The 24,713-nt window shown below is 45.4% G+C and carries 21 protein-coding genes; 13 read left to right on the top strand and 8 right to left on the bottom strand.

The features are described from left to right. The first annotated feature begins 183 nt into the window (after positions 1-183). Both F0265_RS07215 and F0265_RS07210 read left to right on the top strand, forming a co-directional pair. Positions 184-1,575: a PLP-dependent aminotransferase family protein gene (locus F0265_RS07215; protein ID WP_171748378.1), complete on the top strand. Its 1,392-nt coding sequence runs from the start codon at positions 184-186 to the stop codon at positions 1,573-1,575. Positions 1,576-1,671: 96 nt separating this feature from the next. Further along, positions 1,672-1,881 carry a hypothetical protein gene (locus tag F0265_RS07210; RefSeq protein ID WP_006958908.1) on the top strand — a complete coding sequence of 70 codons (210 nt, stop codon included), beginning with the start codon at positions 1,672-1,674 and terminating at the stop codon, positions 1,879-1,881. Positions 1,882-1,924: 43 nt separating this feature from the next. On the opposite strand, the gene F0265_RS07205 is transcribed toward F0265_RS07210, so the two are convergent. The 3 genes from F0265_RS07205 to F0265_RS07195 all read right to left on the bottom strand — a co-directional run bounded on the left by F0265_RS07205 (position 1,925) and on the right by F0265_RS07195 (position 5,421). After that, a complete protein-coding gene (locus F0265_RS07205; protein ID WP_171748377.1) occupies positions 1,925-2,107 on the bottom strand; it encodes a hypothetical protein in 183 nt (60 codons plus the stop codon). Between the two features lie 116 nt (positions 2,108-2,223). Next, on the bottom strand, positions 2,224-3,624 hold the full coding sequence (gene asnS, locus F0265_RS07200) for an asparagine--tRNA ligase (protein ID WP_029236143.1): 1,401 nt from the start codon (positions 3,622-3,624) through the stop codon (positions 2,224-2,226). Positions 3,625-3,807: 183 nt separating this feature from the next. Further along, positions 3,808-5,421, bottom strand: a complete 1,614-nt coding sequence (locus F0265_RS07195) for a methyl-accepting chemotaxis protein (RefSeq protein WP_171748376.1) — start codon at positions 5,419-5,421, stop codon at positions 3,808-3,810. 415 nt (positions 5,422-5,836) lie between these two features. Between F0265_RS07195 and F0265_RS07190 the strand changes: the two genes are divergently transcribed. Further along, positions 5,837-6,475 carry a hypothetical protein gene (locus tag F0265_RS07190; RefSeq protein ID WP_171748375.1) on the top strand — a complete coding sequence of 213 codons (639 nt, stop codon included), beginning with the start codon at positions 5,837-5,839 and terminating at the stop codon, positions 6,473-6,475. A 407-nt stretch (positions 6,476-6,882) separates the two neighbouring features. Beyond that, entirely contained in the window at positions 6,883-8,037 is a 1,155-nt protein-coding gene (locus F0265_RS07185; RefSeq protein WP_171748374.1) for an aromatic amino acid transport family protein, read from the top strand. 32 nt (positions 8,038-8,069) lie between these two features. On the opposite strand, the gene F0265_RS07180 is transcribed toward F0265_RS07185, so the two are convergent. The 4 genes from F0265_RS07180 to F0265_RS07165 all read right to left on the bottom strand — a co-directional run bounded on the left by F0265_RS07180 (position 8,070) and on the right by F0265_RS07165 (position 13,628). Next, the gene (locus F0265_RS07180) at positions 8,070-9,782 is read right to left on the bottom strand and encodes an EAL domain-containing protein (protein WP_171748373.1); all 1,713 of its coding nucleotides are present in this window, start codon (positions 9,780-9,782) and stop codon (positions 8,070-8,072) included. A gap of 237 nt (positions 9,783-10,019) precedes the next feature. Beyond that, the gene (locus F0265_RS07175; protein ID WP_171748372.1) at positions 10,020-11,381 is read right to left on the bottom strand and encodes an L-serine ammonia-lyase; all 1,362 of its coding nucleotides are present in this window, start codon (positions 11,379-11,381) and stop codon (positions 10,020-10,022) included. 94 nt (positions 11,382-11,475) lie between these two features. Further along, entirely contained in the window at positions 11,476-12,729 is a 1,254-nt protein-coding gene (locus tag F0265_RS07170) for an aromatic amino acid transport family protein (RefSeq protein ID WP_171748371.1), read from the bottom strand. A gap of 290 nt (positions 12,730-13,019) precedes the next feature. Continuing rightward, positions 13,020-13,628 carry a CoA pyrophosphatase gene (locus F0265_RS07165; protein WP_171748370.1) on the bottom strand — a complete coding sequence of 203 codons (609 nt, stop codon included), beginning with the start codon at positions 13,626-13,628 and terminating at the stop codon, positions 13,020-13,022. Between the two features lie 83 nt (positions 13,629-13,711). On the opposite strand from F0265_RS07165, the gene F0265_RS07160 reads away from it, so the two are divergent. Both F0265_RS07160 and F0265_RS07155 read left to right on the top strand, forming a co-directional pair. Further along, positions 13,712-14,254, top strand: coding sequence for a heme NO-binding domain-containing protein (locus F0265_RS07160; RefSeq protein WP_171748369.1), 543 nt, complete (start codon positions 13,712-13,714; stop codon positions 14,252-14,254). Positions 14,255-14,259: 5 nt separating this feature from the next. Next, the gene (locus F0265_RS07155) at positions 14,260-15,951 is read left to right on the top strand and encodes an ATP-binding protein (protein ID WP_171748368.1); all 1,692 of its coding nucleotides are present in this window, start codon (positions 14,260-14,262) and stop codon (positions 15,949-15,951) included. On the opposite strand, the gene pabB is transcribed toward F0265_RS07155, so the two are convergent. Beyond that, complete coding sequence (gene pabB, locus F0265_RS07150; protein WP_253809370.1) at positions 15,948-17,315, bottom strand: aminodeoxychorismate synthase component 1; 1,368 nt, start codon at positions 17,313-17,315, stop codon at positions 15,948-15,950. The two genes, F0265_RS07155 and pabB, sit on opposite strands and share 4 nt — an antisense overlap. A gap of 191 nt (positions 17,316-17,506) precedes the next feature. Here pabB and F0265_RS07145 point away from each other — a divergent pair, with 191 nt between their 5' ends. The 7 genes from F0265_RS07145 (at position 17,507) to F0265_RS07115 (ending at position 24,694) form a co-directional block, all read left to right on the top strand. Next, positions 17,507-19,030 carry a fumarate hydratase gene (locus F0265_RS07145; RefSeq protein ID WP_171748366.1) on the top strand — a complete coding sequence of 508 codons (1,524 nt, stop codon included), beginning with the start codon at positions 17,507-17,509 and terminating at the stop codon, positions 19,028-19,030. Positions 19,031-19,140: 110 nt separating this feature from the next. Further along, the gene (locus F0265_RS07140; RefSeq protein WP_171748365.1) at positions 19,141-19,326 is read left to right on the top strand and encodes a hypothetical protein; all 186 of its coding nucleotides are present in this window, start codon (positions 19,141-19,143) and stop codon (positions 19,324-19,326) included. A 129-nt stretch (positions 19,327-19,455) separates the two neighbouring features. Continuing rightward, a complete protein-coding gene (locus F0265_RS07135; RefSeq protein ID WP_171748364.1) occupies positions 19,456-20,832 on the top strand; it encodes a YcjX family protein in 1,377 nt (458 codons plus the stop codon). Further along, positions 20,829-21,878: a TIGR01620 family protein gene (locus F0265_RS07130; protein ID WP_171748363.1), complete on the top strand. Its 1,050-nt coding sequence runs from the start codon at positions 20,829-20,831 to the stop codon at positions 21,876-21,878. The genes F0265_RS07135 and F0265_RS07130 overlap by 4 nt, the downstream gene beginning before the upstream one ends. 102 nt (positions 21,879-21,980) lie before the next feature. Continuing rightward, positions 21,981-23,525: a transcriptional regulator TyrR gene (tyrR, locus tag F0265_RS07125; RefSeq protein WP_171748362.1), complete on the top strand. Its 1,545-nt coding sequence runs from the start codon at positions 21,981-21,983 to the stop codon at positions 23,523-23,525. Next, the gene (gene rimJ / locus F0265_RS07120; RefSeq protein WP_045986879.1) at positions 23,526-24,104 is read left to right on the top strand and encodes a ribosomal protein S5-alanine N-acetyltransferase; all 579 of its coding nucleotides are present in this window, start codon (positions 23,526-23,528) and stop codon (positions 24,102-24,104) included. 2 nt (positions 24,105-24,106) lie between these two features. Then, positions 24,107-24,694, top strand: coding sequence for an HD domain-containing protein (locus F0265_RS07115; protein WP_045986878.1), 588 nt, complete (start codon positions 24,107-24,109; stop codon positions 24,692-24,694). Positions 24,695-24,713 lie beyond the last annotated feature (19 nt).

The raw sequence follows: 24,713 nt of genomic DNA, 5'->3' as shown, positions 1-24,713 counted from the left end.
TTACGTTAAGTTATTTGGATCACTAATACGTGATTAAATGTAACAGAGAAGTAAATATTTAATGTGATTAGTATCAACAAACAGAATGCGTTAAAAATTAACTAAATTGTTTTAGTTAGCTTAAGCCAGTGTGAACCAAATGTGTGATATCTTTTGTCTCCTGAATGAAAAGGTGAGGGAAGTATGAATCGCTATCAACAATTGGCTGAACAGCTTAAGTTACAAATTGAGAATGGTATTTGGCGAGCAGGGGAGAAAGTGCCTTCTGTCAGAATGACCAGCCGTAACTGCTCAGTCAGCGCTTCAACTGTCCTTCAGGCGTACCAACTTCTTGAATCTCAAGGCTGGTTACTCGCCAAGCCGCAGTCAGGTTATTTCGTCACCTCGATCATGGAGCGGGTTCCAACGCCTGAGCCCGAAAGCAAAGTCGTTGCACCTGAGTTTAACGATAAGCTGTATGAGTTCCTACAAAGCAACAGTAAAGCCGATATTGCTCTCGGTTCGGCTTTTCCTGATCCTCAATTATTCCCTCTTCAATCACTTAACCGTCATCTGGCGAGTGCGGGTCGTAAAATGCCGCTCAACAGTGTGTTTGATAACATGCCGCCCGGCAACGAGGCACTGCGTCGTCAAATCGCACAGCGTTACCTCAAGCAGGGTATAACGGTTTCTCATACTGATATCGTCATTACCTCGGGCGCAATGGAAGCGCTGAACCTAGGGCTACAGGTGGTGACCCAGCCGGGTGACACAGTCATTGTTGAAGCCCCGGCTTTCTATGGCGCCATTCAGGCGATTGAGCGATTAAACCTAAAAGCCATTGAAGTCCCTGTTCATCCTGAAACTGGGCTATGTTTGGAGAAGTTCGAGCGAGCGCTTAAAAAACATAAGGTGACGGCGTGCTGGTTGATGCCAAACTTTCATAACCCGACCGGAGCCAGTTTATCGTCGGCTAACAGGCAAAAGGTCATTGAATTGGCAAACCAACATCAGCTTGCCATCGTGGAAGATGATGTCTATTCCGAACTCTACTTTGGCAATGATAAACCGATGCCGCTCAAATATTGGGATCAAGAAGACCGAGTTCTGCTGTGTGGTTCACTGTCTAAATCCTTATGTCCTGGTTATCGGGTCGGCTGGGTTGTGAATGGCCAGTTTAATGAGCGATTACAGAAGCTTCAGCTTGTGTCGACCTTGTCAGGCAGTGTGCCCGTTCAGGAAGGAGTCGCGCATTTCCTTCAGTACGAAAGCCTCGATAATCACTTGAGAAAACTGCGCAAGGAATTATCTGCCAGACAGCAGGCTTTTGTTGAGGTCGTAAAGCGCCATTTCCCTCAAGGGACGAAAGTCAGTCAGCCTCAAGGAGGGTACTTTATCTGGCTAGAGTTGAGTATGAATGTCGACACATACCTGCTGTATCATACATTGCAAAAGCGCGGCATTACCATTGCTTATGGACGCCTTTTTAGTTCCCGCGAACAGTTCCAAAACTGCGTCCGTTTGAATGCCTCGTATCCGATGACTAGTGAGCTGGAACAGACCGTGATAGAAATTGCTAACGCGATCACTGATTAACCACTGTTTGGCGTTTTTTCGCTTCAACTGTACTGCGCTAACTGATGAGGTCTGTGATGAAATACTCCAGAAATGTAAACAGTTAGCGAGGAAAGTATGGAAAAACAACGCTATAAGCAGGAATTTCGTTTGATTGCCATCGCGATTTTCAGCGCATTCTTATTGATTTTTGGTCACCTGATTCTTGCTAAGTCTTTTGCTGATATGGTGTGGACTGAATACACCGCAGCAGCCATTCCGTTTGTCATGTTTGGGCTTTGCCTGTTCGGCATCAAATACGCCTCAAAAGCGGAAGATTCCCAGTAGTGAAAATAAACCTCCCTATGTAAGGGAGGTTTATTACTGTGCACTACTCATCAGGATTTGCGGAGGTTGGGTGACTATTATCGGGATAGAGCCCCATCAAATCTTCCGCATTCTGCAACCAATCTGGATGCCAGTAATAGGGATGTGAACTGCTTGGATGATCCCATTCCATTACATGCTCATGCCTTCCGTAGTACGACAAATCGTCCAATCTAAACACTCTCATTGTTTGACTCCTCACTACAAAGCCACTTAGTAATTATGAGCCATATTTGAGCGTTTTTCAGGGATCAAAAAAGCCTCCCGAAGGAGGCTTAGCAATTTTACCGATCGGCTTTTAGCTTAGAAGTTAGCTGAGCGTGGTGTACGTGGGAATGGAATAACATCACGTACGTTACCCATACCTGTTACGTAAGAAACCAGACGCTCAAAGCCTAGGCCGAAACCTGAGTGAGGAACCGTGCCGTAGCGACGAAGGTCGCGGTACCAATCCATGTGCTCTGGGTCGATGCCGATATCGCGCATGCGGGCATCAAGAACGTCCAGACGCTCTTCACGCTGAGAACCACCGATGATTTCACCAATGCCCGGTGCAAGTACATCCATTGCTGCTACTGTTTTGCCATCTTCGTTGAGGCGCATGTAGAAGGCTTTGATGTCTTTCGGGTAGTTCTTAACGATTACCGGTGCTTTGAAGTGTTCTTCCGCTAGGTAACGCTCGTGCTCAGAAGACATATCGATACCCCATTCAACAGGGAATTCGAAGTCACGGCCAGAGTCTAGAAGAATCTGGATTGCATCAGTGTAATCAACCTGAGCGAAATCAGACTCAACAAATTTCTCTAGGCGAGTAATGGCTTCTTTGTCGATGCGTTGTGCAAAGAACTCAAGGTCATCACGACGCTCTTCAAGTACTGCTTTAAATACGTACTTCAGCATGTCTTCAGACAGTTTCGCGATATCTTCAAGATCAGCGAAAGCAACTTCAGGTTCAACCATCCAGAATTCCGCTAGGTGGCGGCTGGTGTTTGAGTTTTCTGCGCGGAACGTAGGGCCGAACGTGTACACTTTGCTTAGTGCACAAGCGTAAGCTTCGCCGTTAAGCTGGCCAGATACCGTTAGAAACGTCTCTTTACCGAAGAAGTCTTCGTTGTAGTCCACTTTGCCTTCTTCTGTGCGCGGTAGGTTTTCCATGTCTAGCGTCGATACGCGGAACATTTCACCCGCACCTTCTGCATCAGAAGCGGTAATAAGCGGCGCAGATACCCAGAAGTAACCTTGCTCGTGGTAGAAACGGTGAATTGCTTGAGACAAACAGTTACGTACACGTGCGACTGCACCAATAACGTTCGTACGTGGACGAAGATGTGCAACTTCACGTAGGTATTCAATCGAGTGACGAGTTTTCGCCATCGGGTAAGTATCAGCATCTTCAACCCAGCCAACGACTTTTACATCTGTCGCTGCAAGTTCAAAGTCCTGACCTTTCGCTGGAGATTCAACGATAGTACCTGTTACTTCAACAGAACAACCTGTTGTCAGTTTTAGAACTTCTTCGTTGTAATTATTTAGATTATTAGGGACCACGGCCTGAATCGGGTCGAAACAAGAGCCGTCGTAGATGGCAAGGAAAGAGATTCCAGCTTTGGAATCACGACGCGAGCGGATCCAGCCGCGGACAGTTACTTCACTGTCAACTGCTAGCTTACCGCTTAATACGTCTGATACAGGCGCGTAAGTCATGTTGTAAATATTCTCCATTGAGTAAAAAATCAACCCAATGTTTTTTTGTGGACTCACCGAATAAAAAGTGAGCAAACATTGGGTTGGACTGAATTTCATCTATTCAATGGAACATATTACCTTTCAATTCTTAGGCTTCAACCTTTATTCGCTAATAGTGGCGCAAAAAATGTCCAAATCGACTTAATTCTTCCGCGAAAGCGTAAACTGGTTGATTAAAGACTCCAAATGTTCTGAAAGTTGCTCTAGATTCATGCTGATGTCGCGTGTTTTTGCGGCGGATTGAGAGGTGTCATCGGCATGCTGGGTGATGATTTCGACTTTATGTTGCACCTGCTGGCTAATGTGAGTGGTATTGCTGGTTTGCTGCTGAATGCTTTGCGCATGAGAGAGCGCTTGTTGCATTTCAGTCACCACTTCAGACATTGCTACAGACAGCGCTTCAATCTCATTGGAGCGTTCATGAGCGGTTTCACACACGGTATCAACAGAAGCGAGTGAAGTCTCACTGTCTTTTTGGAATTGAGAAATGATGTTTTCGATGCTTCCGGTTGCCTGTGAGGTTCGACTTGCGAGCTGACGTACTTCATCCGCAACCACTGCAAAGCCGCGACCTTGTTCACCCGCGCGCGCGGCTTCAATAGCGGCGTTTAGTGCCAGTAGATTGGTTTGCTCCGCAATCCCTTTAATCACTTCTAAAATAGTCGACACTTCTGCCGTTTGATCGTTGAGTTCAACAATATTGACTTTCACTTGCTCAATATCGGTTACCAGACTCTTGATTTCAGTGCTGGCGTTGTGCGCCTGACCAGCACTTTGCTCAGCGATGCTGGTGGTGTGCTTGATCAAGCTAGAGGCATCATCGGTGGCTTGCTCAACTTGTACCTGCTGGGACTGCATTTGCTCGATGTTGATCTGGACATCTGAGGTTTCGTTTTGCTGGTTATGAGCGGCTTGATCGGTAACCTGAGCAACATCAGTGAGCCCCGCAGCTGAACTGGTGAGGTGATGAGAGGTTTCCTGCACTTTTTCTAAGCTGTGACTCACTGTGTCCATAAACGAATTGATCGCGATAGAGAGCTGACCTATCTCATCCTTGTTCTTATGCTGAATACGTTTCGAGAGATCTTTACTTTCGCTTACGCTCTGCATGTAACGCGATGTCTTTTGAATCGGGCGAACAATGAATTTACGGATCAGGAACAGAGTCAGTAAAAAGCCGATGAAGCCAAATGTTGCCATTATGGTCACCGCGATAATCGTGCGCTGACTGATCATGCTGTTGACGTGAGATAAGTTGTATTCTAATCGAATCGCGCCGAGCACTTCGCCTTCCGGTGCCATGTGACAAGAGACACAGTTGGTTCCGCGATAGTTTTCACTTGCCTTCATAGGTAAGGCGACAACTAAACCTTTACCCCACTCAGCGGAAATGGGCTCGATGACCAGTTCACCATTGAGCGCACGTTGATCAATGTCGTCTTCAGGGGTCTGATTTGGCTGACCGGGGCCGTACAGCTTACTGACTGCATCAGCACGCAATACTTTGACTTGCTCAATACCATCCTGAGCTAAGGCTTTTTGACGAAGCGTCTCTTTTTGCGCCATGGTTCCTGTCAGCATCATCATATTGAGGCTGTCGAAATAGTTACTGGCTTTATCATGTAGTTGTTCACTGAGGACGGAATTCATCAGCTCTTTTTGTTGCCAATACTGATACGCGGTGGAGGAGGCGAGTACCAGAGAGAAGACCGTGACGAGGGTTGCCAGCAATTTGGTAGTAATGGTTGAGCTCATTTGCAAATGCTTAATTGTTAGAATTGGAATAGACGTCAAATATAATGACGTATATGCACATTCACTCAATGGATGAGCATAGTTATTGTGACCCTACACAATGTGTGGATTATGTAAATGTGATGTGGGGCTTATGTAATCAAAACTTTGACGTAGTGACGTAATATCGACGTGCTTCGAGTGTGACATGAATACTTATTTCACTATTAGATAGTAGTGATGTTAAATCCGCTGAGCAGTGCAAAAATGGCATTCTCAATCGTTAAATGTAACAACTACGGGCAAGATAACCGCGAGCCACTATTACGGTGGCTTTTTTTGTCCCAGAAAGAGGCTTATTATCTTTATAGCTCAATAGTCTCCCGATACGGAGCTTGTTGAGCGGATGAAGCGTAATTGAGATAAGGGTGACTCTATGGCAGCAAAGATTGGTTCGGCGATTCAATTGATATTGGCGCTCTCTATCTTCTATTTGGGATATACGATTCATAGTATGGCGACCAAGGTGGGAGAAGTGATTGAAACTTATCCTCAAGTCATTGAGGACATCAGTACGCTTTCCGAAAACCTGCAAATCAGCGAATGGCTGACAGTTGCCGATACACTAGAGCGGTTGGTACCTGGGGCAATAAAAAGCATTGAAGGCGTGACAGCGGCGGTGAATGAAACTAATAAAACCGCGGCCTCCATTGACGCAAAAATCCCATCCATTGTTGAAGAAGTAGGCTTATATCGCCAGTCAGTGATTCCATTGGTGGTTGGAGAGGTAAAACAGTATCGGACAACTGTGATACCCCAAGTATTGGTTGAAAGTGAAGGCTACAGAAAAGAAACCGTCCCTCTCGTCGTTAAGGAATCTCAAGCGTTGCGTGTTGAGATCCCGCCAATGTTGGCGAAGGCCGATGAGATTGTCGATCAAAGCCAGAAAATTGCCGAGCAAGCAACGTCGGGCGCAGTAAAAGGGGTGATTATGTCGCCCATCAATCTGATCAAAGATGCCGGAACTGAGTTGAAAGGAAAAATTATTCTTGAAGAGGCGCCTCAGCCGGAGTAATAAGTGCACGGCTGGACGTGCTCATTGCTATGAAACTGAACATTTTCTTAGATTCGGACATTGCAATCCAATCATCAATGATTAAGATGGATCGCCTCTTCGTGTTGAAGAGCAGGTAGCAGAGGATTTGCTATTTTTGTTTTAAAGGACTGTCTAGTTCTATCGGACGCCTAAAATGATTTTCAAAATTACGACACCGATCATCGAGCCAACTGAAGGTTCACCCCATGTTTTAACGACAGCTTCAATGTTTTCCAAAGTGTTCAATCACGTTTCTTTTCTACGCCACTCTTTTCTCAGCGTTTTCTTCTTTAAACATCGCTATTCGTATCGCTTCTGATTGTTAGCCATCGCGCTAGGTACGCGCACATCTCAATCTTTTTAATAATCAAACTAGATACGAAATTATGAATACAAAACTACTGGGTAGCTCCCTGATCATCTCCGGCACAGCACTGGGTGCTGGCATGCTTGCAATTCCTATGGTTCTGGCACAATTTGGCTTGTGGTACGGAACCTTACTAATGATTTTTATTTGCTTCGGCACAACATATGCTGCATTGCTATTGCTCGAAGCAACGTTGAAAGCGGGTGGAGGCTTAGGGCTTAACTCCATCGCACGCCAGACGCTCGGCAAGGTTGGGCAATTGGTTACCAACCTGCTGCTATACGCACTGCTAATCTGCTTATTGATGGCGTATATCCTAGGCGCTGCCGATCTGGTCAGTCAGTTCACAGCTTCCATCGGTCTTGATTTAACGGCAAGTCAAAGCCAGATTCTCTTTACGCTAATTGCAGGCGCGGTGGTGGCTTGTGGCACAGGCGTTATTGATAAGTTAAATCGCAGCTTATTCTTCATCATGATCGCGAGTTTATCCTTAAGTTTGTTCTTACTATTGCCAGATTTTCGATTGTCGAACCTGTCGCAAGTAATGAATCAAGACCAAGTTGAGTTGATTAAAACCAGTGCTGTGTTGTTTACCAGTTTTGGGTTTATGGTCGTGATTCCCTCGTTGGTTTCCTATAACCATGAGGCCAGTGATCAGCAGCTGAGAAACATGGTTATTCTTGGTTCGATCATTCCATTGCTCTGTTATTTGTGTTGGTTGTTTGCGGTCGTGGGTAATCTGCAACCTGAACAGTTGGGCGAATTTTCTAATGTCTCTGAGTTGATTGTGGCCTTTGAACATCACTCGCCTTGGATTGGCACTGTGTTGTCTGTATTTACTGGCTTGGCGTTGTTGACCTCGTTTTTTGGCGTTGCGATGTCATTGTTTAACCAAAACACCGACATGTTGAGACAGAACAGAGTCATCACGTATTTTGTTACCTTCATTCTGCCATTGGCGGGCGCTCTCTTGGCGGCGGACAAGTTCCTTGCTGTGCTCAGCTACGCGGGTATCATTTTGGTGTTTCTCGCGGTCTTTGTGCCGTTGGCTATGGTCTACAAAATTCGATTGGCGAATGTTGAACCGACTCGGTACACCGCAGAAGGTGGCAGCCTAATGCTGATGTTTTCATTGTTTTTTGGTGGATTCCTACTGATTTCTCAGGTTATCTAAACAAAAAGGCGGGGTATCCCGCCTTTTTAGTGTCAGCTTAATGAGTAATAGAAGCCCTGATGAATATGCGCGCCCAGTGTTGTCAAAAGGTGGGCGCAATCCGCACTTTCTACCCCTTCTACGATCACTTTACACTGGTTAGCCTTTCCCATAGCAATCAACTGCCTTAACGTTTCGATGCGCTTGGTGTCTTTCTTAAGGCCAATAACAAACTCCCTATCAATCTTAAGGTAGTCGGGCTTAATCTTACTAATAAGCTCTACGTTGTTATTGCCTGTTCCGAAATCGTCGATGCTGATGGAGCAGCCGAGTGCTTTCAGTCTTGTAATATTCTGATAAATCTCTTCCGTGTAATACATAGAAGCATTCTCAGTAATTTCAATGGTCAGGTGACTGCAATCGTATTGCTTAAGCTCCTCATACAGCACGGAAAAGCGTTTGCCTCTCAGCAGGGAAGGGCAAACGTTAATACTTAAGGGAGCAATCAGAGCCTTGCTAGTGCTAAAGATAATGCGGATAACCAATAAAGTGTGCAGCAACAGCAATTTGTTTGCGATCAGTGTTTCGATGAACTTCTGAGTGTTCGAAACGCTAAAGCGTGACAGGGCTTCGTAGTGAATATTCTGATGGCTGGTTGTATCGTAAATGGGCTCCAGTTTGAGGTTAAATCGACGAATGGCCCAAAAGTACTGAATCAACGCGAGTAAGCGGCTGTATCGCATGACAACGATCAACAGCGCTGCAAAGAGCAAAATATTTTTGATTGGATTCGAAACGTAGAAAAACTCTTTGAATCCATCTCCTTGCTCTTTAGAAACCAACACTTCTCCGTCGGTACTACCAATGTTAATTGAGTTTCCAGTATTGGTGCACACTTTCATGCCGGTAAGAAACATGCTGGAAATGTAGTTATCAACCGAGCGATACAGGTTAATGTTCTTCACCCGCACCGTCATTTTGGTGTTGTTCTTCTCCAGCGAGTGAGTCATGTAACTGCTATTTTTGAACCACTCATCGTACTGGGCTCGGCTGACGGGCATAACAGAATCGGCAGTGATCAGACAATAGGTATTGAACTTGTCGATCATCATGCTTGATTCAATGAGCTCGGCATCATCGAAAAGTGACTTCAGTGTGTTTGGATCAGAGAAACAAGATTGCTCGGACAGCGCATCAGTAAAGTCTTCCACATCGCCAAAATACCCCTGACTCAAAATGCTGCTTATCGCGTAATAACAAACAGCAAAAAAAATAAAGCTGGCAACGGCTAAAGTCAGTCCTAAGTCCGTGTAGAGCTTTTTGTCTGTCAGACATAAGGCGATAGCGTAACGAATAGTACGCTTAGATGTTTTGCTGATTTTTAGTTGCTGCTGTACGCCATTTTGCTGATTATCATGGCTTTTAAAAGGCACGAAATATCCAATTCGGTGGATATTTTCGATGACATTTTGGCGCGAATCCAGATGCGATTTGGTCAGTTGTTTAAACTTTTTTCGCAATGAGGCGACGATGTTTTTAAATCCATTCTCAGGCAGCGTGACATTGTGATGTTGAGATATTTTGCGTTCGATACAACGCTGACTTATCGGGGCATTTAACGTTCCGTAACAAGAGATGATACTTAAAATCAGGTATTCATTTTGACTGATTGAAAGAGAAGAATGTCGTGTGTTGTTTAATTCTAATGAGATGTCGCTGTCTGACAAACAAACGCAGATTTGGTTTCCTAATTCAAACCTAATCATTTGTGAAGGCGCTCCTGGGATTAAATGTAGCGGGAAGTTATCAATAATGAGACAAGTTGGATGTGATGTATTGCGAGCATATCCAAAGTAAGAGGATATAGTGTCTTATTTAGCTTTTTTTATATGTTTAACTACGTGATTTTAAAAAGGATGCAAGCGTAACAGATAGGAAGGGGAGACAGGAAATAAAAAAGCCCGAGCGAATGCTCAGGCTTTCCAATTAGATGTATTCAGGTGTTAGCAGATAACTTTTACTGCAAGGCCACCTTGAGACGTTTCGCGGTATTTGGCGTTCATGTCTTTACCGGTTTCTAGCATGGTCTCGATAACCTTATCCAGAGACACAGTCGGAGCCGATGAACGACGCAGAGCCATACGAGAGGAGTTGATCGACTTCACAGCAGCAATACCGTTACGTTCGATACATGGAACCTGCACCTGACCTGCGACAGGGTCACACGTTAGACCTAGGTTGTGCTCCATCGCGATTTCTGCAGCCATACAGACTTGCTCAGGGCTACCACCCATAAGCTCAGCAAGACCAGCCGCTGCCATTGAACACGCTACGCCGACTTCACCCTGACAACCAACTTCCGCACCTGAGATTGACGCGTTACGCTTGTAAAGACCACCGATCGCGCCAGAAGCCGCGAAGTAGCGGATGTAATCTTTCTCAGTGACGGTTTGGATAAACTTGTCATAGTAAGCCAAAACCGCAGGTATAATGCCACACGCACCGTTTGTTGGCGCTGTAACCACACGGCCACCCGCTGCGTTCTCTTCATTGACGGCGAACGCGAACATATTGACCCAGTCTACAACAGCCATTGGGTCGTTAGTCGTTTTCTCAGACGTCATCAGTTGCTGGCGAAGCGCCGCAGCACGACGAGGTACACGAAGTGGACCAGGCAGAATACCTTCCGTATTCATTCCGCGATCCATACACTCACGCATGGTTTTCCAGATGTTGGCAAAATAAGTGCGAGACTCTTCTTCAGAGTGCATTGCTGCCTGGTTCTTCATCACTAGCGTACTGATGGAAAGGCCGCTTTCTTTACACTGATTTACCAGCTCTTCAGCTGTCGTGAATTCGTAAGGCGCTTTAATCGGATTTTCTTCTTCCTTGCCGAAGTTTTCTTCGTCAACGATGAAGCCACCACCGATTGAGTAATAGGTTTTTGAGTACACTTTTTCGTTGTCGACCCACGCGTGGATCTGCATACCATTTTCGTGTAGCTCAAGGTTAGTAGTATGGAAGTTCATACCACCGTCTTTCGGGAACGATACTGTGTGACAGTGCATGCCAACAGGTAGGCGCTCAGTTTCTTCTACGCGAGCGATAAAGCCCGGAATAGAATCGATATCGACTTTCTCAGGGGTGTTGCCTGCAAGACCCATGATAATAGCGATATCCGTGTGGTGACCTTTCCCTGTCAGTGATAGCGATCCATAAACGTCAACGGTGATTTTAGTGATGTCGCGCAATTTTCCCATTGAGCGTAAATCATCAATAAACTCTTTGCCCGCCTTCATTGGGCCTACAGTGTGCGAACTTGAAGGACCAACACCGATTTTATAGATGTCAAAAACACTAATCATATCGATTTCCTCAAAACAAAGCCTCCCAACGGGGAGCGGGAGGCTTATTATTATCGTTATATTTTTTGTTTAACCACTTAATTCACTAGTGTGATTAAAGTGCTCCGTAGATTACAGAACTAATTGCCGCAAGACCACAGATTGTTGTGAAAATCTGAACAGGCGCAGAAGTTTTGTACTTCGCCATTGCTGGTACTTTTTGCATCGCAAAAACAGGCATTAGGAATAGGATCGCTGCAATCATTGGCGCGCCCATGGTTTCAATCATGCCAAGGATGCTTGGGTTAACAATAGCCACAATCCAAGTGGTGATAACGATGAAAAGAAGAGAAGCTTTTTCAATCTTGCTCTTTGGTGCTTCAGAGCGAGATTTGATTAGACCAACAAGACCTTCATGTGCTCCTAGGAAGTGACCAAAGTAGCTAGACGTAATTGCCGCGAATGCTACTAGTGGGCCCATGTAAGAGATCAGTGGTGACTCATGAACGTTTGCCAGGTAAGACAGTACAGAGATGTTTTGTTCTTGCGCCATTGCTAGCTGCTCTGGAGATAGAGACAGTACAACAGAGAATACGAAGAACATAACAAAGCCCATCAGCATCATGGCTGCGCCGCCAGTGATAGCATCTGTTTTCTGAACAGCATTTTCACCGTACACACGACGTTGCTCTTTAGAGAACTGAGAGATGATTGGGCTGTGGTTGAAAGAGAAAACAATGATTGGGATGGCTAGCCAAACGATAGAAGGCATTGCAGACCAGTCAGGTGCGACTTCAACCATTGAGCTGTTCCAGTCAGGAATTAGGTAGAAAGACAGAGCAAGAAGGATGAATACCAATGGGTATACCATCGCGGATGTCGCTTTCAACATCAGCTCTTTACCGAATACCACGCCCGCAGTCATTGCTGCAATCAGTGCACCAGACAGTAGCCAACGAGGGATAGATTCCATGCCCATTTGGTTGACTAGGAAAGAATCTACTGTGTTTGTGATACCAACACCATAGATAAGAACGATAGGGTAAATAGCGAAGAAATAAGCAAAAGTAATAAGGTTTGCGCCAGTTTTACCAAAGTGTTCTTCTACCGTATCAGTGATATCTGCTTCAGGGTTTTTCGCAGAAAGAACGAAACGAGCTAGAGATTTGTGAGCGAACCAAGTCATTGGTGCTGCGATTAGAGCAAGGATAACTAATGGCCAAAAGCCGCCAGCACCTGCTTTGATTGGAAGAAATAGAACACCGGCGCCTACTGCAGTACCGAAAAGTGACAGACACCAGGTGAAGTCTTTGTAAGAAAACTTACTAGACGATTGTGCGGTAGAAGCCGCTGAATTTGTAGCATTCATTTTGTGATACTCATTTTTGGGAACAGGAAATAAGTCGAGTGCAATTTTGCATAAAAATCTTGCACAAAAAATAGATCTAAATCATGAATTGATAGGAGTTATAACATGATATGTCAAAAACAGGTTTTTGCTCACGAAAATGATGTGCTACTAGTGATTTATGCTAATCCAATGCATTAGAAAAACTAATCTTGTTGCAAATTTGTTTAATGCATGTCGCGAGAAAACGTTTGCCTTATTGATGAATAGTTTAACTAATGTGATGAAATTTCGAACAATATTAAGATTTATTAATATTGATGCATAATATGTTTCTGCATGGCGTGGATAATTTGCGCAGTCATTCCCCAAATGAAATGCTTCTCATAGGATAAACCAAACACACGGTGTGAATGATTACGGAACCGAAAACGTTCACTGTGCAGGTGATGTTTATCAAGAACAATTTCTGCGGGTACTTCAAAAACCTCATCCACTTCATTGGTATCTATGGTTGTCTGGTAGTCTGGTGAAACAAAAGCAAGGAAAGGCGTCACGGTAAATTTACTAATGGTTACCAGCTCTGGCATCTGACCAAAAATGGAAATCTTACCTTGTTCAATGCCGATCTCCTCGTAAGTTTCCCTTAGCGCTGTATCGGCCAGTGAATCGTCCCAGTCTTCATATTTTCCTCCCGGAAAACTGACCTGTCCGGGGTGATGTTTTAAGTGCTTTGCGCGCTTGGTGAAAATGATGTTCAGTCCATCCTCTCTCTCAACAAACCCTATGAGTACTGAGGCTTTACGTAAGGATGCATGATTAATATGTGCAACTCGTTTTAATGCTTCATGGTGGTAGTCGACGGTTTGCTGTAACTGGAACTTCTGAATTAATAGGTTTTTATTGAGTTCTGACAACACGTTAGCTCCATATGCGTATTTGAAAAACTATACTTTATGATTCATGCTTGAAAGACCATCATATACCAAGGATAGCTCAATATATGAAAGGAATTATCTTCACAGAATTTATGGACTTAGTTGAAGAGAAGTTTGGTCTCGATGTACTTGATCAACTGCTTTCTGATGCAGGTGATGAAGGTATTTACACGTCAGTAGGCAGCTATGATCACAAAGCCTTGGTTAAACTTATCGTCCAATTAAGTAAACAAACGGGTATCCCTGCTGAAGAGCTACAGCGTGTTTTTGGGCAATCTGTCTTCGAAAGTCTTTATGAATCATTGCCTGAGCGTAGTAGCCTCCAAGGGTGTAAAAATTCCCTTCAGTTCATTCGCTTAGTTGAAGACTATATCCATATTGAAGTGAAAAAACTCTATCAAGAAGCTAATCCCCCACGCTTTGAGTTCATTTCTGAAACGGAAACAGAGATGACCTTTGATTACAAAAGTGCTCGCTGTATGTCCCATGTCTGTTTAGGTTTGATTGAGGGATGTGCTCAGCATTTTGATGAATCACTTAATATTGAGATGGAAAACAACAACAAAAGTGGTAATGATGTTAGGTTTAAGGTTATGGTCGTTGGGTAAAATCAATGAGTAGTCAGTCTGCGCTAGAACGGAAACTTGCGAGAGAGATTGCTGCGCGCAAGCAAGCGGAGTTGTTGCTGGAGCAAAAAAGCCTCGAACTTTACGAAGCGAATGAACACTTAAAACTGGTTCTTACGCAGCTAAAAAGGCAAACGCACAAAGATTTGCATAAGTTAGCGTTTGAAGAGCAAATTAATGAGACTCTGATTCATTTCGGGCGTGCTTTCCTGAGTCGTACCCTTGATGACGGTTTGCTTTCTAATCTTCTTGAACGACTCGATTCATCATCCGCATTAACCGAGTCAGGGTTGTTTCTCGCGACCGACATTGTTTCCACCATCCAAGATAGCCATTTTGGGCACATTCAGCGACAGAAGGTAGATGGTATTAAACCTTATGCTTTTTGGGAAGGAGATAGACTGTCTCTTCCATTAGAGGTTGATCATCAGGTGGTGGGGGAATTGTCGGTATTCACAGAAGATCAAGACATCGAGGCGGAGTTTGTTGTTAGTCAGATGCGCTTGGTCGCGGATTTGCTTTGCAGCGCCATCAGCCGTCAAATTATGTTAACGAATACCCAAGAAGCTAGGGCCAGAGCAGAAGAATCGGAAAGGGCGACAAAAGAGTTTGTCGCCATGATTAATCATGAGTTGAGAACACCACTAAATGGCTTACTTGGTAGCGCTGAATTGCTCGCCGATACCTCGCTAGACGAAGAACAACGTACTTTGCTAACAAATCTGTCTCATACGGGGGATTTTTTAAGACATATCATCAACGATATTCTTGATTTCAGTAAGATGAGTGCGGGAATGATGGAGCTTATTCCATCGACTTTTGCTTGGAAAGAATTAACGAACATGCTTCAGGGCGTGTTTGCGAATAAAGCTCAGGAAAAAGGGATTCAGTTTTCAATTCACTCGGCTCCGGAAGTTCCCGATTTTCTGATAGGAGATTTCGATCGTATTTGCCAAATTCTGATTAACCTAGTCGGAAATGCAATCAAGTTTACCTCTGCGGGCTCTGTACAGGTTGAAGTCTTCTGGCAAGAAAACAACCTTCAGATTTCGGTGAAAGATACGGGGATAGGGATACCAGAAGAGGCAAAAGCGATTCTTTTCGATCCTTTTGTACAAGCAGACAGAACCGCTAAACGTAATTTTGAGGGAACAGGACTAGGGCTGGCTATTTGTAAAAATCTTATAGATTTGATGAAAGGCGTAATCAGCTTTACCAGCCAGACAGGTGTTGGTACCCAGTTTAATCTATCCATCCCACTTAAAGTTGCCACTCAAGAGTCGAAGATCGAGAAAACCAACAGCAGTCTCGCCAAACCGCTGGAAAGCTTGTCGATTTTGGTGGTGGATGACATTCGAATGAACCAAGTCATTATCAACCAAATGCTGAAGAAGTTATCGATCAGGCCTGATATTGCTAGTAACGGTTTAGAAGCGATAAAAGCGGTATCGGGAAGCCGCTATGACTTAATTTTTATGGATTGTCGAATGCCGGAAATGGATGGTTTTGAGGCAACGACTTATCTGAGAGAGCAAGAGTTCAACCAACCGATCATTGCGCTGACCGCAGGAACCACGCTTGAAGAACGTGAAAAGTGTATCCAGTGCGGTATGGATGATATTTTAACCAAGCCTTATACCGCAAAAGATCTCAAATTGATGCTCGAAAAATGGGCTTAGCTTTCAAGCACAGGTAGAATTCTGCACAGCTTGTCTAACGTTTCCTGATATTCAGCGTCATTTTCACTGTCTGCGACTAAACCGCCTCCAGCCCAGACATAAATCTGATTATTTTCTGCGATGAGAGTGCGTATCGTAATGCTGGTATCCATTGCGCCATGGCGGCTGATATAACCAATACTACCGCAATAGGCACTGCGTCTATGAGGCTCTAACTCTTCAATGATTTCCATAGCACGGATTTTGGGTGCACCAGTGATGGATCCTCCCGGAAAACTGGCTCGTAACAGATCAGCAGGAGAGTAGGGTGAATCCAGCTCTGCCCGAATGGTGCTCACTAAATGGTGAACGGCAGGGAAGCTTTCAATATCAAACAGCTTAGGTACGTGCACACTTCCCGGTTTCGCTACTCTGCCGACATCATTGCGCAGCAGATCGACGATCATCAAGTTCTCTGCCTGATCTTTCTCTGCGTGAGCGAGCTCGTTTGCTGAGGCTGCATCTTGAACAGCATCTAGATGGCGTGGGCGTGTTCCTTTGATCGGCTTAGTTTCAATTTGTCGATCATGAACTTGGAGGAAACGCTCTGGTGAGACGCTGAGGATTGCACTGTGCTCGGTGCGGACAAACGCGGAAAATGGCCCTTTATTGTAGGATTCCAGCTTTTGGTATGCTTGCCACTCGCTCCCTGAATACTCTGCCTTAAAGCGCTGGGCGAGGTTGATTTGGTAGCAATCTCCAGAGCGCAAGTACTCTTGCACACTGGCAAATTTTTCGCTGTAACTCTCTTTGGTCATGTTTGATAGCCACGCACTCTTTAGAGCAAACTCGGCCTGAGTTGGGAGAGAGTGAGAAACCAACCAATCGTAGTGACGATCTACCTCCTCGCCTACGATAAACGCCTTCTGTCGCTTGTGATCAACAATCACTGCCCATTGATACAAACCAACAGCCATATCAGGTGTTGTCAGATCTTGTTGTGCAATTTGAGGTAATCGCTCAACACGTCGACCAAGATCGTAAGCAAAGTAACCTAGTGCTCCTCCCACAAATGGAAGTTCGCCAGAGTAGTGCTGCTCTGGTAGCCACTGAGTTTGCTGCTGTTCGAGCAAGGTAAACGGATCATCGTTAGAGTCAAAAGCCTCCTTCGGAGTGACGACTCGGGTGGTGCTTCCCGATGTAGTCAATGTTACCAATGGATTGGCAACCAAAATGTCAAATCGACTGTCGACATGGTTCTCTGATGCGGAACGTAACAACATCGCCCAAGGTCTGGATTCTATGGGACTAAAAAGCTGCTTGGATAGCTCTGGGTGATAGTTAATCGGCTTGATTTCTAAGCAATTTGGCGCGTTGTTATTCATTTGTTTAATTTGTGACAAAGAGTTCGTTCACTGCATAGCAAGAGAGGGAAACCAAGAGTATCATATTGCGAACTATCGCCGCTACATTGACGTTTTATAATAAAAAGGTGATGTCAGTCTTCTAAACTTGCTTATATAAGCAAACGTTTTGATAGCGGTATAAAGGAAGCATAACTATAACGAGGCATGCAATGACGGTAATTCGCAAGCAAGATGTGATCAGCAGTGTCGCTGATGCACTTCAGTACATTTCGTACTATCACCCTCTGGACTTTGTTCAAGCCCTGGAAAAAGCCTATCACAAAGAAGAAAGTCAGGCGGCGAAAGACGCTATGGCTCAGATTCTGATTAACTCGCGTATGTCTGCAGAAGGTCACCGACCGATCTGTCAGGACACTGGTATCGTGACCTGTTTTGTTAACATCGGTATGCAAGTTCAATGGGACTCGACCGATATGACGGTACAAGAGATGGTCGATGAAGGTGTACGTCAGGCATACACCAACCCAGACAACCCACTTCGAGCGTCAGTACTGCTTGATCCTGCGGGCAAGCGTATTAACACGAAAGACAATACGCCAGCGGTTGTACACATCAACATGGTGCCGGGTAATACGGTTGAAATCCAAATTGCAGCCAAAGGCGGTGGTTCGGAAAACAAAACTAAGATGGTAATGCTTAACCCATCGGATGACATCGCAGAGTGGGTTGAGAAAACTTTACCTACGATGGGTGCAGGCTGGTGTCCACCGGGCATGCTGGGTATAGGTATTGGTGGTACTGCAGAAAAAGCAGCGGTACTGGCAAAAGAATCTCTAATGGAACACATCGATATCCAAGAGTTGATTGAGCGTGGTCCAGAAAACGCCGAAGAAGAGCTACGTCTCGATATTTTCAATCGCGTCAACAAGCTTGGTATCGGTGCGCAAGGCCTTGGTGGTTTAACTACCGTGGTGGATGTGAAGATCAAAACAGCGCCAACGCACGCCGCTTCTAAGCCAGTGTGCTTGATTCCAAACTGTGCAGCGACAAGACACGTTCACTTCACATTGGATGGCTCAGGTCCTGCGGATCTAACACCACCTAAGCTTGAAGAGTGGCCAGATATCACTTGGGAAGCGGGAGCAAACACTCGTCGCGTGAACCTTGAAGAGGTAACTCAGGCAGATGTAGAACAGTGGAAGACCGGCGAAACTGTTCTGCTGTCTGGTAAGATCCTGACAGGTCGTGATGCTGCTCATAAACGTATTCAGGGTATGCTAGAAAGCGGCGAAGGCTTACCTGAAGGTGTGGATCTTAAAGGTAAGTTCATCTATTACGTAGGCCCTGTTGATGCAGTGGGTGATGAAGCTGTTGGTCCTGCAGGCCCGACTACCTCAACTCGTATGGACAAGTTCACCGATATGATGCTTGAAGAAACAGGCATTATGGGCATGATTGGTAAAGCAGAGCGCGGTCCTGCGACGGTAGAGTCAATCAAAAAGCATAAAGCGGTTTATCTGATGGCAGTGGGTGGTGCGGCTTACCTTGTGGCAAAAGCGATCAAGAAAGCACGCGTTGTGGCGTTTGAAGACCTAGGTATGGAAGCGATTTATGAGTTTGAAGTCGAAGACATGCCAGTGACCGTTGCTGTGGATTCTACTGGTGCTAATGCTCACCAGATTGGTCCTGATACTTGGAAAGTGAAAATTCAGGAAATGGAATCTCAAGCCTGATCTTTGTGAGAAACGGCTGAATTACATAGCAAATATTTGATGAAGGTGCGGCAGAAGCCGTGCCTTTTTTTATATACTGTTCTCTGCATTGAAGAACTTCAGGAGCGTTCATGCCTCGATTTATTCAAATCTTACAGCTCATCATTGCCGTGGTTGTAGGTGTTTTCATCGGCTACGATATTGTCCTTCACGGCATCAGCATCTTTAATCAAAAGTACGTAATGATCACCTGTACTTTGTTTGTATTGCTGGAGATTGCGTTGTTTGTCATCTACAAGCTGATTGAAGACGACTAGACACAATGCAATATGTGATACCCAAGTGACATACTAAGCCTCTGATTTATATCGGAGGCTTTTTTATTCATCTTTCATTAAGATTACAATGGTTAGGATAATCTCGTGTTCAAAACAAAGAGACAGTAAATGAAGAGTATTACTCAGGAAGTGAATGATTTTATTAACCGCAGCGTCGATTCTCATGTGCGTGTCGCGGTGACTGGTTTATCTCGTGCGGGGAAAACGGCGTTTATCAGCTCGTTGGTGAACCAGTTGTTGCACACTTCCACTCACGACAATCTTCCTTTACTGGTTTCAGCACGCGATAAGCGCCTAGTGGGTGCGAAGCGTGAACCTCAAGCCAATATGATGGTGCCGCGTTTTGCCTACGATGAAGCGATGGAGCATGTCTTCACACAGCCGCCAAAATGGCCCGAGCCGACTCGCGATGTGAGTGAAATTCGTCTTGCAGTAAAATACAAGCCGACTAGAAAGTCCAAAAAGTTGTTTGGCAGCACATCAACGCTGCACATCGATATCATTGACTATCCCGGTGAATGGTTACTGGATCTCCCTTTATTGGATATGAGCTTCCACGAGTGGTCGCAGACACAATTCGCAGCTCTTAAAGGTCAGCGCGGAGAACTGGCGCAAGAGTGGTTAGCCAAACTTGAACAATTAAACCTTGCAGATGGTGTCAACGAAAGAGAGCTTGAAGCGATCGCGCAGAGCTACACTCAGTATTTACACGACTGCAAAAATGCTGGGCTGCATTGGGTTCAGCCGGGCAGGTTTGTCTTACCTGGTGAACTGGAAGGCGCGCCAGTCTTGCAGTTTTTCCCTTGCCGCTTTGATGAAGAGAGCAAAGCCAGCAAGGACTCCAATTTAGCTATGCTAAAAACGCGGTATCAGGAGTATCAGCAAAAAGTCGTGAAAGCCTTTTACAAGCATCACTTTTCGACGTTTGACCGTCAAATTGTATTGGTTGATTGCCTACAACCCTTGAATGCCGGTTACGAGTCTTTTCATGATATGCGCCACGCGATTGAACAGATCATGCACAGCTTCCGCTATGGCAGAAGCAATATGTTAAAGAGATTGTTTGCGCCGAGAATCGATAAGATATTGTTTGCAGCGACTAAAGCCGATCATGTGACGCCAGAGCAGCATCCAAACCTAGTTTCTTTGTTGCAGCAGATGGTGCATCCCGCTTGGCAAACGGCGTCCTATGAAAACATCGAAATGAGCTGTATCTCTATGGCGTCTATTCAGGCGACTAAAACAGGCTTTATTAATCGTGGTACCGAATCGGTTCCCGCAATTCAGGGCATAACCCTTGATGAACAACCACTGACAATCTTTCCTGGTGAAGTTCCGAAAAAACTGCCTCAGCAGAGTTTCTGGCAAAATGAAGGATTTGAATTTACCGCTTTCCGGCCACTCCCTAGCTCGGTAGACGATCCTCTGCCCCATATTCGTATTGATAAAGCGTTGGAATACCTGATTGGAGACAAGCTGAAATGACCGATTCTCAAGATGCAAAGCTAAAGCAAAAACAAGTCTTCACTCAAACATTGGATCAAGAGCCTATGGGCAGCGACCCAGACTTGACCTCCCAAATGCAGTTTGAAGAACAAGAAACCTTTATACCAGCAGCAATCAGCTCAGAAGAAACGCAAAGCGAGGCTGAAGAAAAGCTGGAACAGGTAATTCGACCTAAAACAGGGCGCCGATGGTTAGCGAGCGGGCTACTTGCGGCCTTTTCTGGCTTGGTTGGTTGGCAAGCCATCGACAGTATTATTACGTCTGTTCAAAGTGCTGATTGGTTAGCGCTAGGCTGGGCTGGCTTCATGTCGACGCTGGCGGCGTTAGGAATAGGGGCAATTGGTAAGGAGCTATGGAAGCTCAAAACGTTACGTCATCACTTTTCTATTCAAGAGCAGAGTGAAGCCTTGATAGAAGCCAACAGCGTTGGGCAAGGTAAAGCGTTTTGTGAATCTATCGCGAAGCAAAGTGGCATTAAGACAGAATCACCAAGTTATGATCGTTGGACACACAGTGTGAATGCTTCTCACAGCGACGCCGAAGTACTCGACATGTATGACGCGATGGTGGTGAGTGAACAGGACAAAAAAGCCACTAAAATCGTTACGCAGCATGCAACAGAATCGGCCGCTTTAGTTGCAATAAGCCCACTGGCTATTGCAGACATGCTGCTGGTGGCATGGCGCAATTTCAAAATGATCGACAGTCTTGCAGATGTTTACGGTGTAGAGCTTGGATACTGGTCTAGGTTGAAGTTGTTCAAAGCGACGTTGATCAATATGGCGGCTGCGGGTGCCAGTGAAATAGCGATAGATGCCAGCATGGATCTGATGTCTATGGATCTAGCTGGGAAAGTCTCCGCCAGAGCAGGACAGGGGCTGGGTGTTGGCATACTGACCGCAAGGCTTGGGGTGAAAGCGATGACATTGTTACGACCGATACCTTGGCACCCAGACAGAAAGGTAAAATTGGGCGCGATTCGAAAGCAGATTGTAGAAAAAATCGCCTCTATAACAATCAAATAGTGCGAATGTGAAGCAAGTAATGTCGGTTTGCTTGACGAGGATCTAGGCTTAAGGGAAACTACTGTCAACTTTTCCTGACACCTCAGACTAGGGATTTAATCAGTGCGTTTAGAAGTGACATGTGAAGACAGATTGGGGCTTACTCGTGAGCTGCTCGATATTCTGGCTTCTAAAAATATTGATTTGCGAGGGATCGAAATCGACATTACGGGCATTATCTACCTGAATTGCCCGGATATTGACTTCGATACTTTCAGTGAACTCATGGCAGAGATACGTCGTATATCAGGTGTAAGAGACGTAAGAAAAATTCAATTTATGCCGATGGAAAGGCATAACACCGAACTCATCTCCCTGTTGAACAATCTTCCTGAGCCAGTATTGGCCATCGATCTGAAAGGCAATGTTGACATGGCGAATCATGCCGCGCTAAGCCTGTTCAGTTGCGAAGAAGAAGAGATGATTGGTCACCAGATCAGCACATTGCTACCAAGCTTCAACTTCTCCAAATGGGTGGAAGGTAAAATTACCCGTCAGCGGGAAAACATTGTGATCAGTGGTCTCGATTACATCATGGAGATCATGCCGGTCTACATCACCGATGAATCCAACGAATCGATTCTCGCCAGTACCGTAATGATCATTCGCTCGTCTCAAGAAAAATCGGCGTTAGAGGATTCATTACCTCTACATAATAACCTTGGCTTTGAACACTTTGTCGGTGTGTCTAATCGACACAAGGCGCTGATGAGCCAAGCTAAGAAGCTGTCGATGCTTGAGCAACCGCTGCTGATTCAGGGTGAAACGGGTACGGGCAAAGAAATGCTCGCCAGAGCGTGTCATAACCGTTCTCACCGAGCAGCCGCTCCGTTCTTAGTCTTGAGCTGTGCATCCATGCCTGATGATGTTGCGGAGACAGAACTGTTTGGTCATGCGCCAGGTTCATTCAATCATGAGCAAGGTCATAAGGGTATTTTTGAACAAGCAGATGGTGGTACCGTCTTTTTAGATGAAATTGGCGAAATGAGCCCACATCTGCAAATCAAATTACTGCGCCTGTTACAAGATGGTACTTTCCGCCGTGTGGGTGCAGAGCAGGAGATCCATGTTGATGTACGCGTGATTGCTTCAACGCGCCATAATCTAGCCGATTTGGCAGGGTCGAAATCCTTCCGAGAAGATCTTTTCTACCGCCTCAACGTACTGACACTCAATATTCCGGCACTGCGCGAACGTTCTAACGATATAGGCCCGCTGCTGGATCTATTTGTTGTTAAATACGTTAAGCAGTTAGGCATCATGAAACCTGAGCTGGAAGAAACACTGGTTGATCAACTGGTGAATTACCAATGGCCGGGTAACATGCGTCAGCTAGAAAATATGGTGCTCCGCGCATTGACTGAGCTGGATTCAGATACCTTAATGATCGACTTGTTCCACCTGCCTCAACTAGAAAGCCCCGCTTCGACAGGCCCGACAATTAACCTCGACGGTTCGTTGGATGAAATCATGAAAGATTATGAGTCGCAGGTTTTGGAGCGACTTTATCAGTCTTTCCCATCCAGCCGTAAGCTAGCAAAACGCCTTAATGTTTCTCATACCTCCGTGGCTAATAAGTTACGTGAATACGGAATAAGAAAAAACTAAATGGAACGACTCAGTACTCCTCAGCAGGTGTTTGAGCAGGATGGGGATATCATCCTGCGCACCGCAGAACCAACGGACGGCCAGCTCATCTCTGACTACTTTATTGCCAATCGTGCGCATCTGAAACAATGGGAACCACGACGCGAAGACGCCTTCTTCTCTGAATCAGGTTGGACGCAGCGTTTGATCAAACTCAATGAGTTGCATCGTATGGGTTTGGGTTACTACCTGATCATTATTGATAGTGAGTCGGGAGAGATGTTAGGTACCGTCTCCTTTAGCAACATTTCGAGATTTCCGTTTCATGCATGTAATCTTGGCTATTCGCTCGGCGAGAATGCGCAGGGAAGAGGCGTGATGACGCGGGCATTAAAAATGGCCGTGAACTACATGTTTAGCATCCAGAATATCCATCGGATTATGGCGGGCTACATGCCACGCAATCAACGCAGTGAGGCGGTATTGAATCGTTTAGGCTTCAAGCAAGAAGGCTTTGCAGAGGACTATTTGCTGATTGATGGCCGCTGGGAAGACCATAACCTGACATCACTGATTAACCCCAACTGGAAAGAGAGTTAAGCATGAGTAGATTAGAGCAACAACTGGCTTTATTGATGGAGCTGGATCAACTGAAATCTGTTTTGAGACGCACTCGGGTCAAAAGTGCTGATGGCCGTCTTGAAAACAGTGCAGAGCACAGTTGGCATGTTGCTCTAATGGCGATTCTCATGGAAGAACACGCCAATGAGCCGGTGGATATTGCTCGTGTCGTAAAGATGTTGTTACTGCATGATATTGTCGAAATCGATGCAGGCGACACCTTTGTTTACGATGTTGCTGCGTCAGCAGTGCAAGAAGAAAAAGAGCTTGCTGCTGCTCAGCGATTATTCGCGATGTTGCCTGAAGAGCAGGGACAAGAGCTGCTTGAGCTATGGTTAGAGTTTGAGCGAGCAGAATCGGCAGACGCCAAATTTGGTAAAGCACTTGATAGGATCATTCCTATGTTGCTTAATTATCACAACAACGGTCAGAGTTGGCAGGAGCACGGAGTGACTCGTGAGCAAGCTCTGACGGTGAATCGAAAAATAGAATATGGCTCACAAGCTTTGTGGGATAAGGCTCAGCAAGTGATTGAAGAAGCAACCCAGAAAGGATGGCTAAAAGCCTGAAGAAGCCATAACGAGGAAA

This window comes from Vibrio sp. RE88 (genome assembly GCF_013113835.1).
Lineage (GTDB): Bacteria > Pseudomonadota > Gammaproteobacteria > Enterobacterales > Vibrionaceae > Vibrio.
Note: the sequence above shows the minus strand (reverse complement) of the source record. Positions and strands in the feature narration are given on the sequence as shown.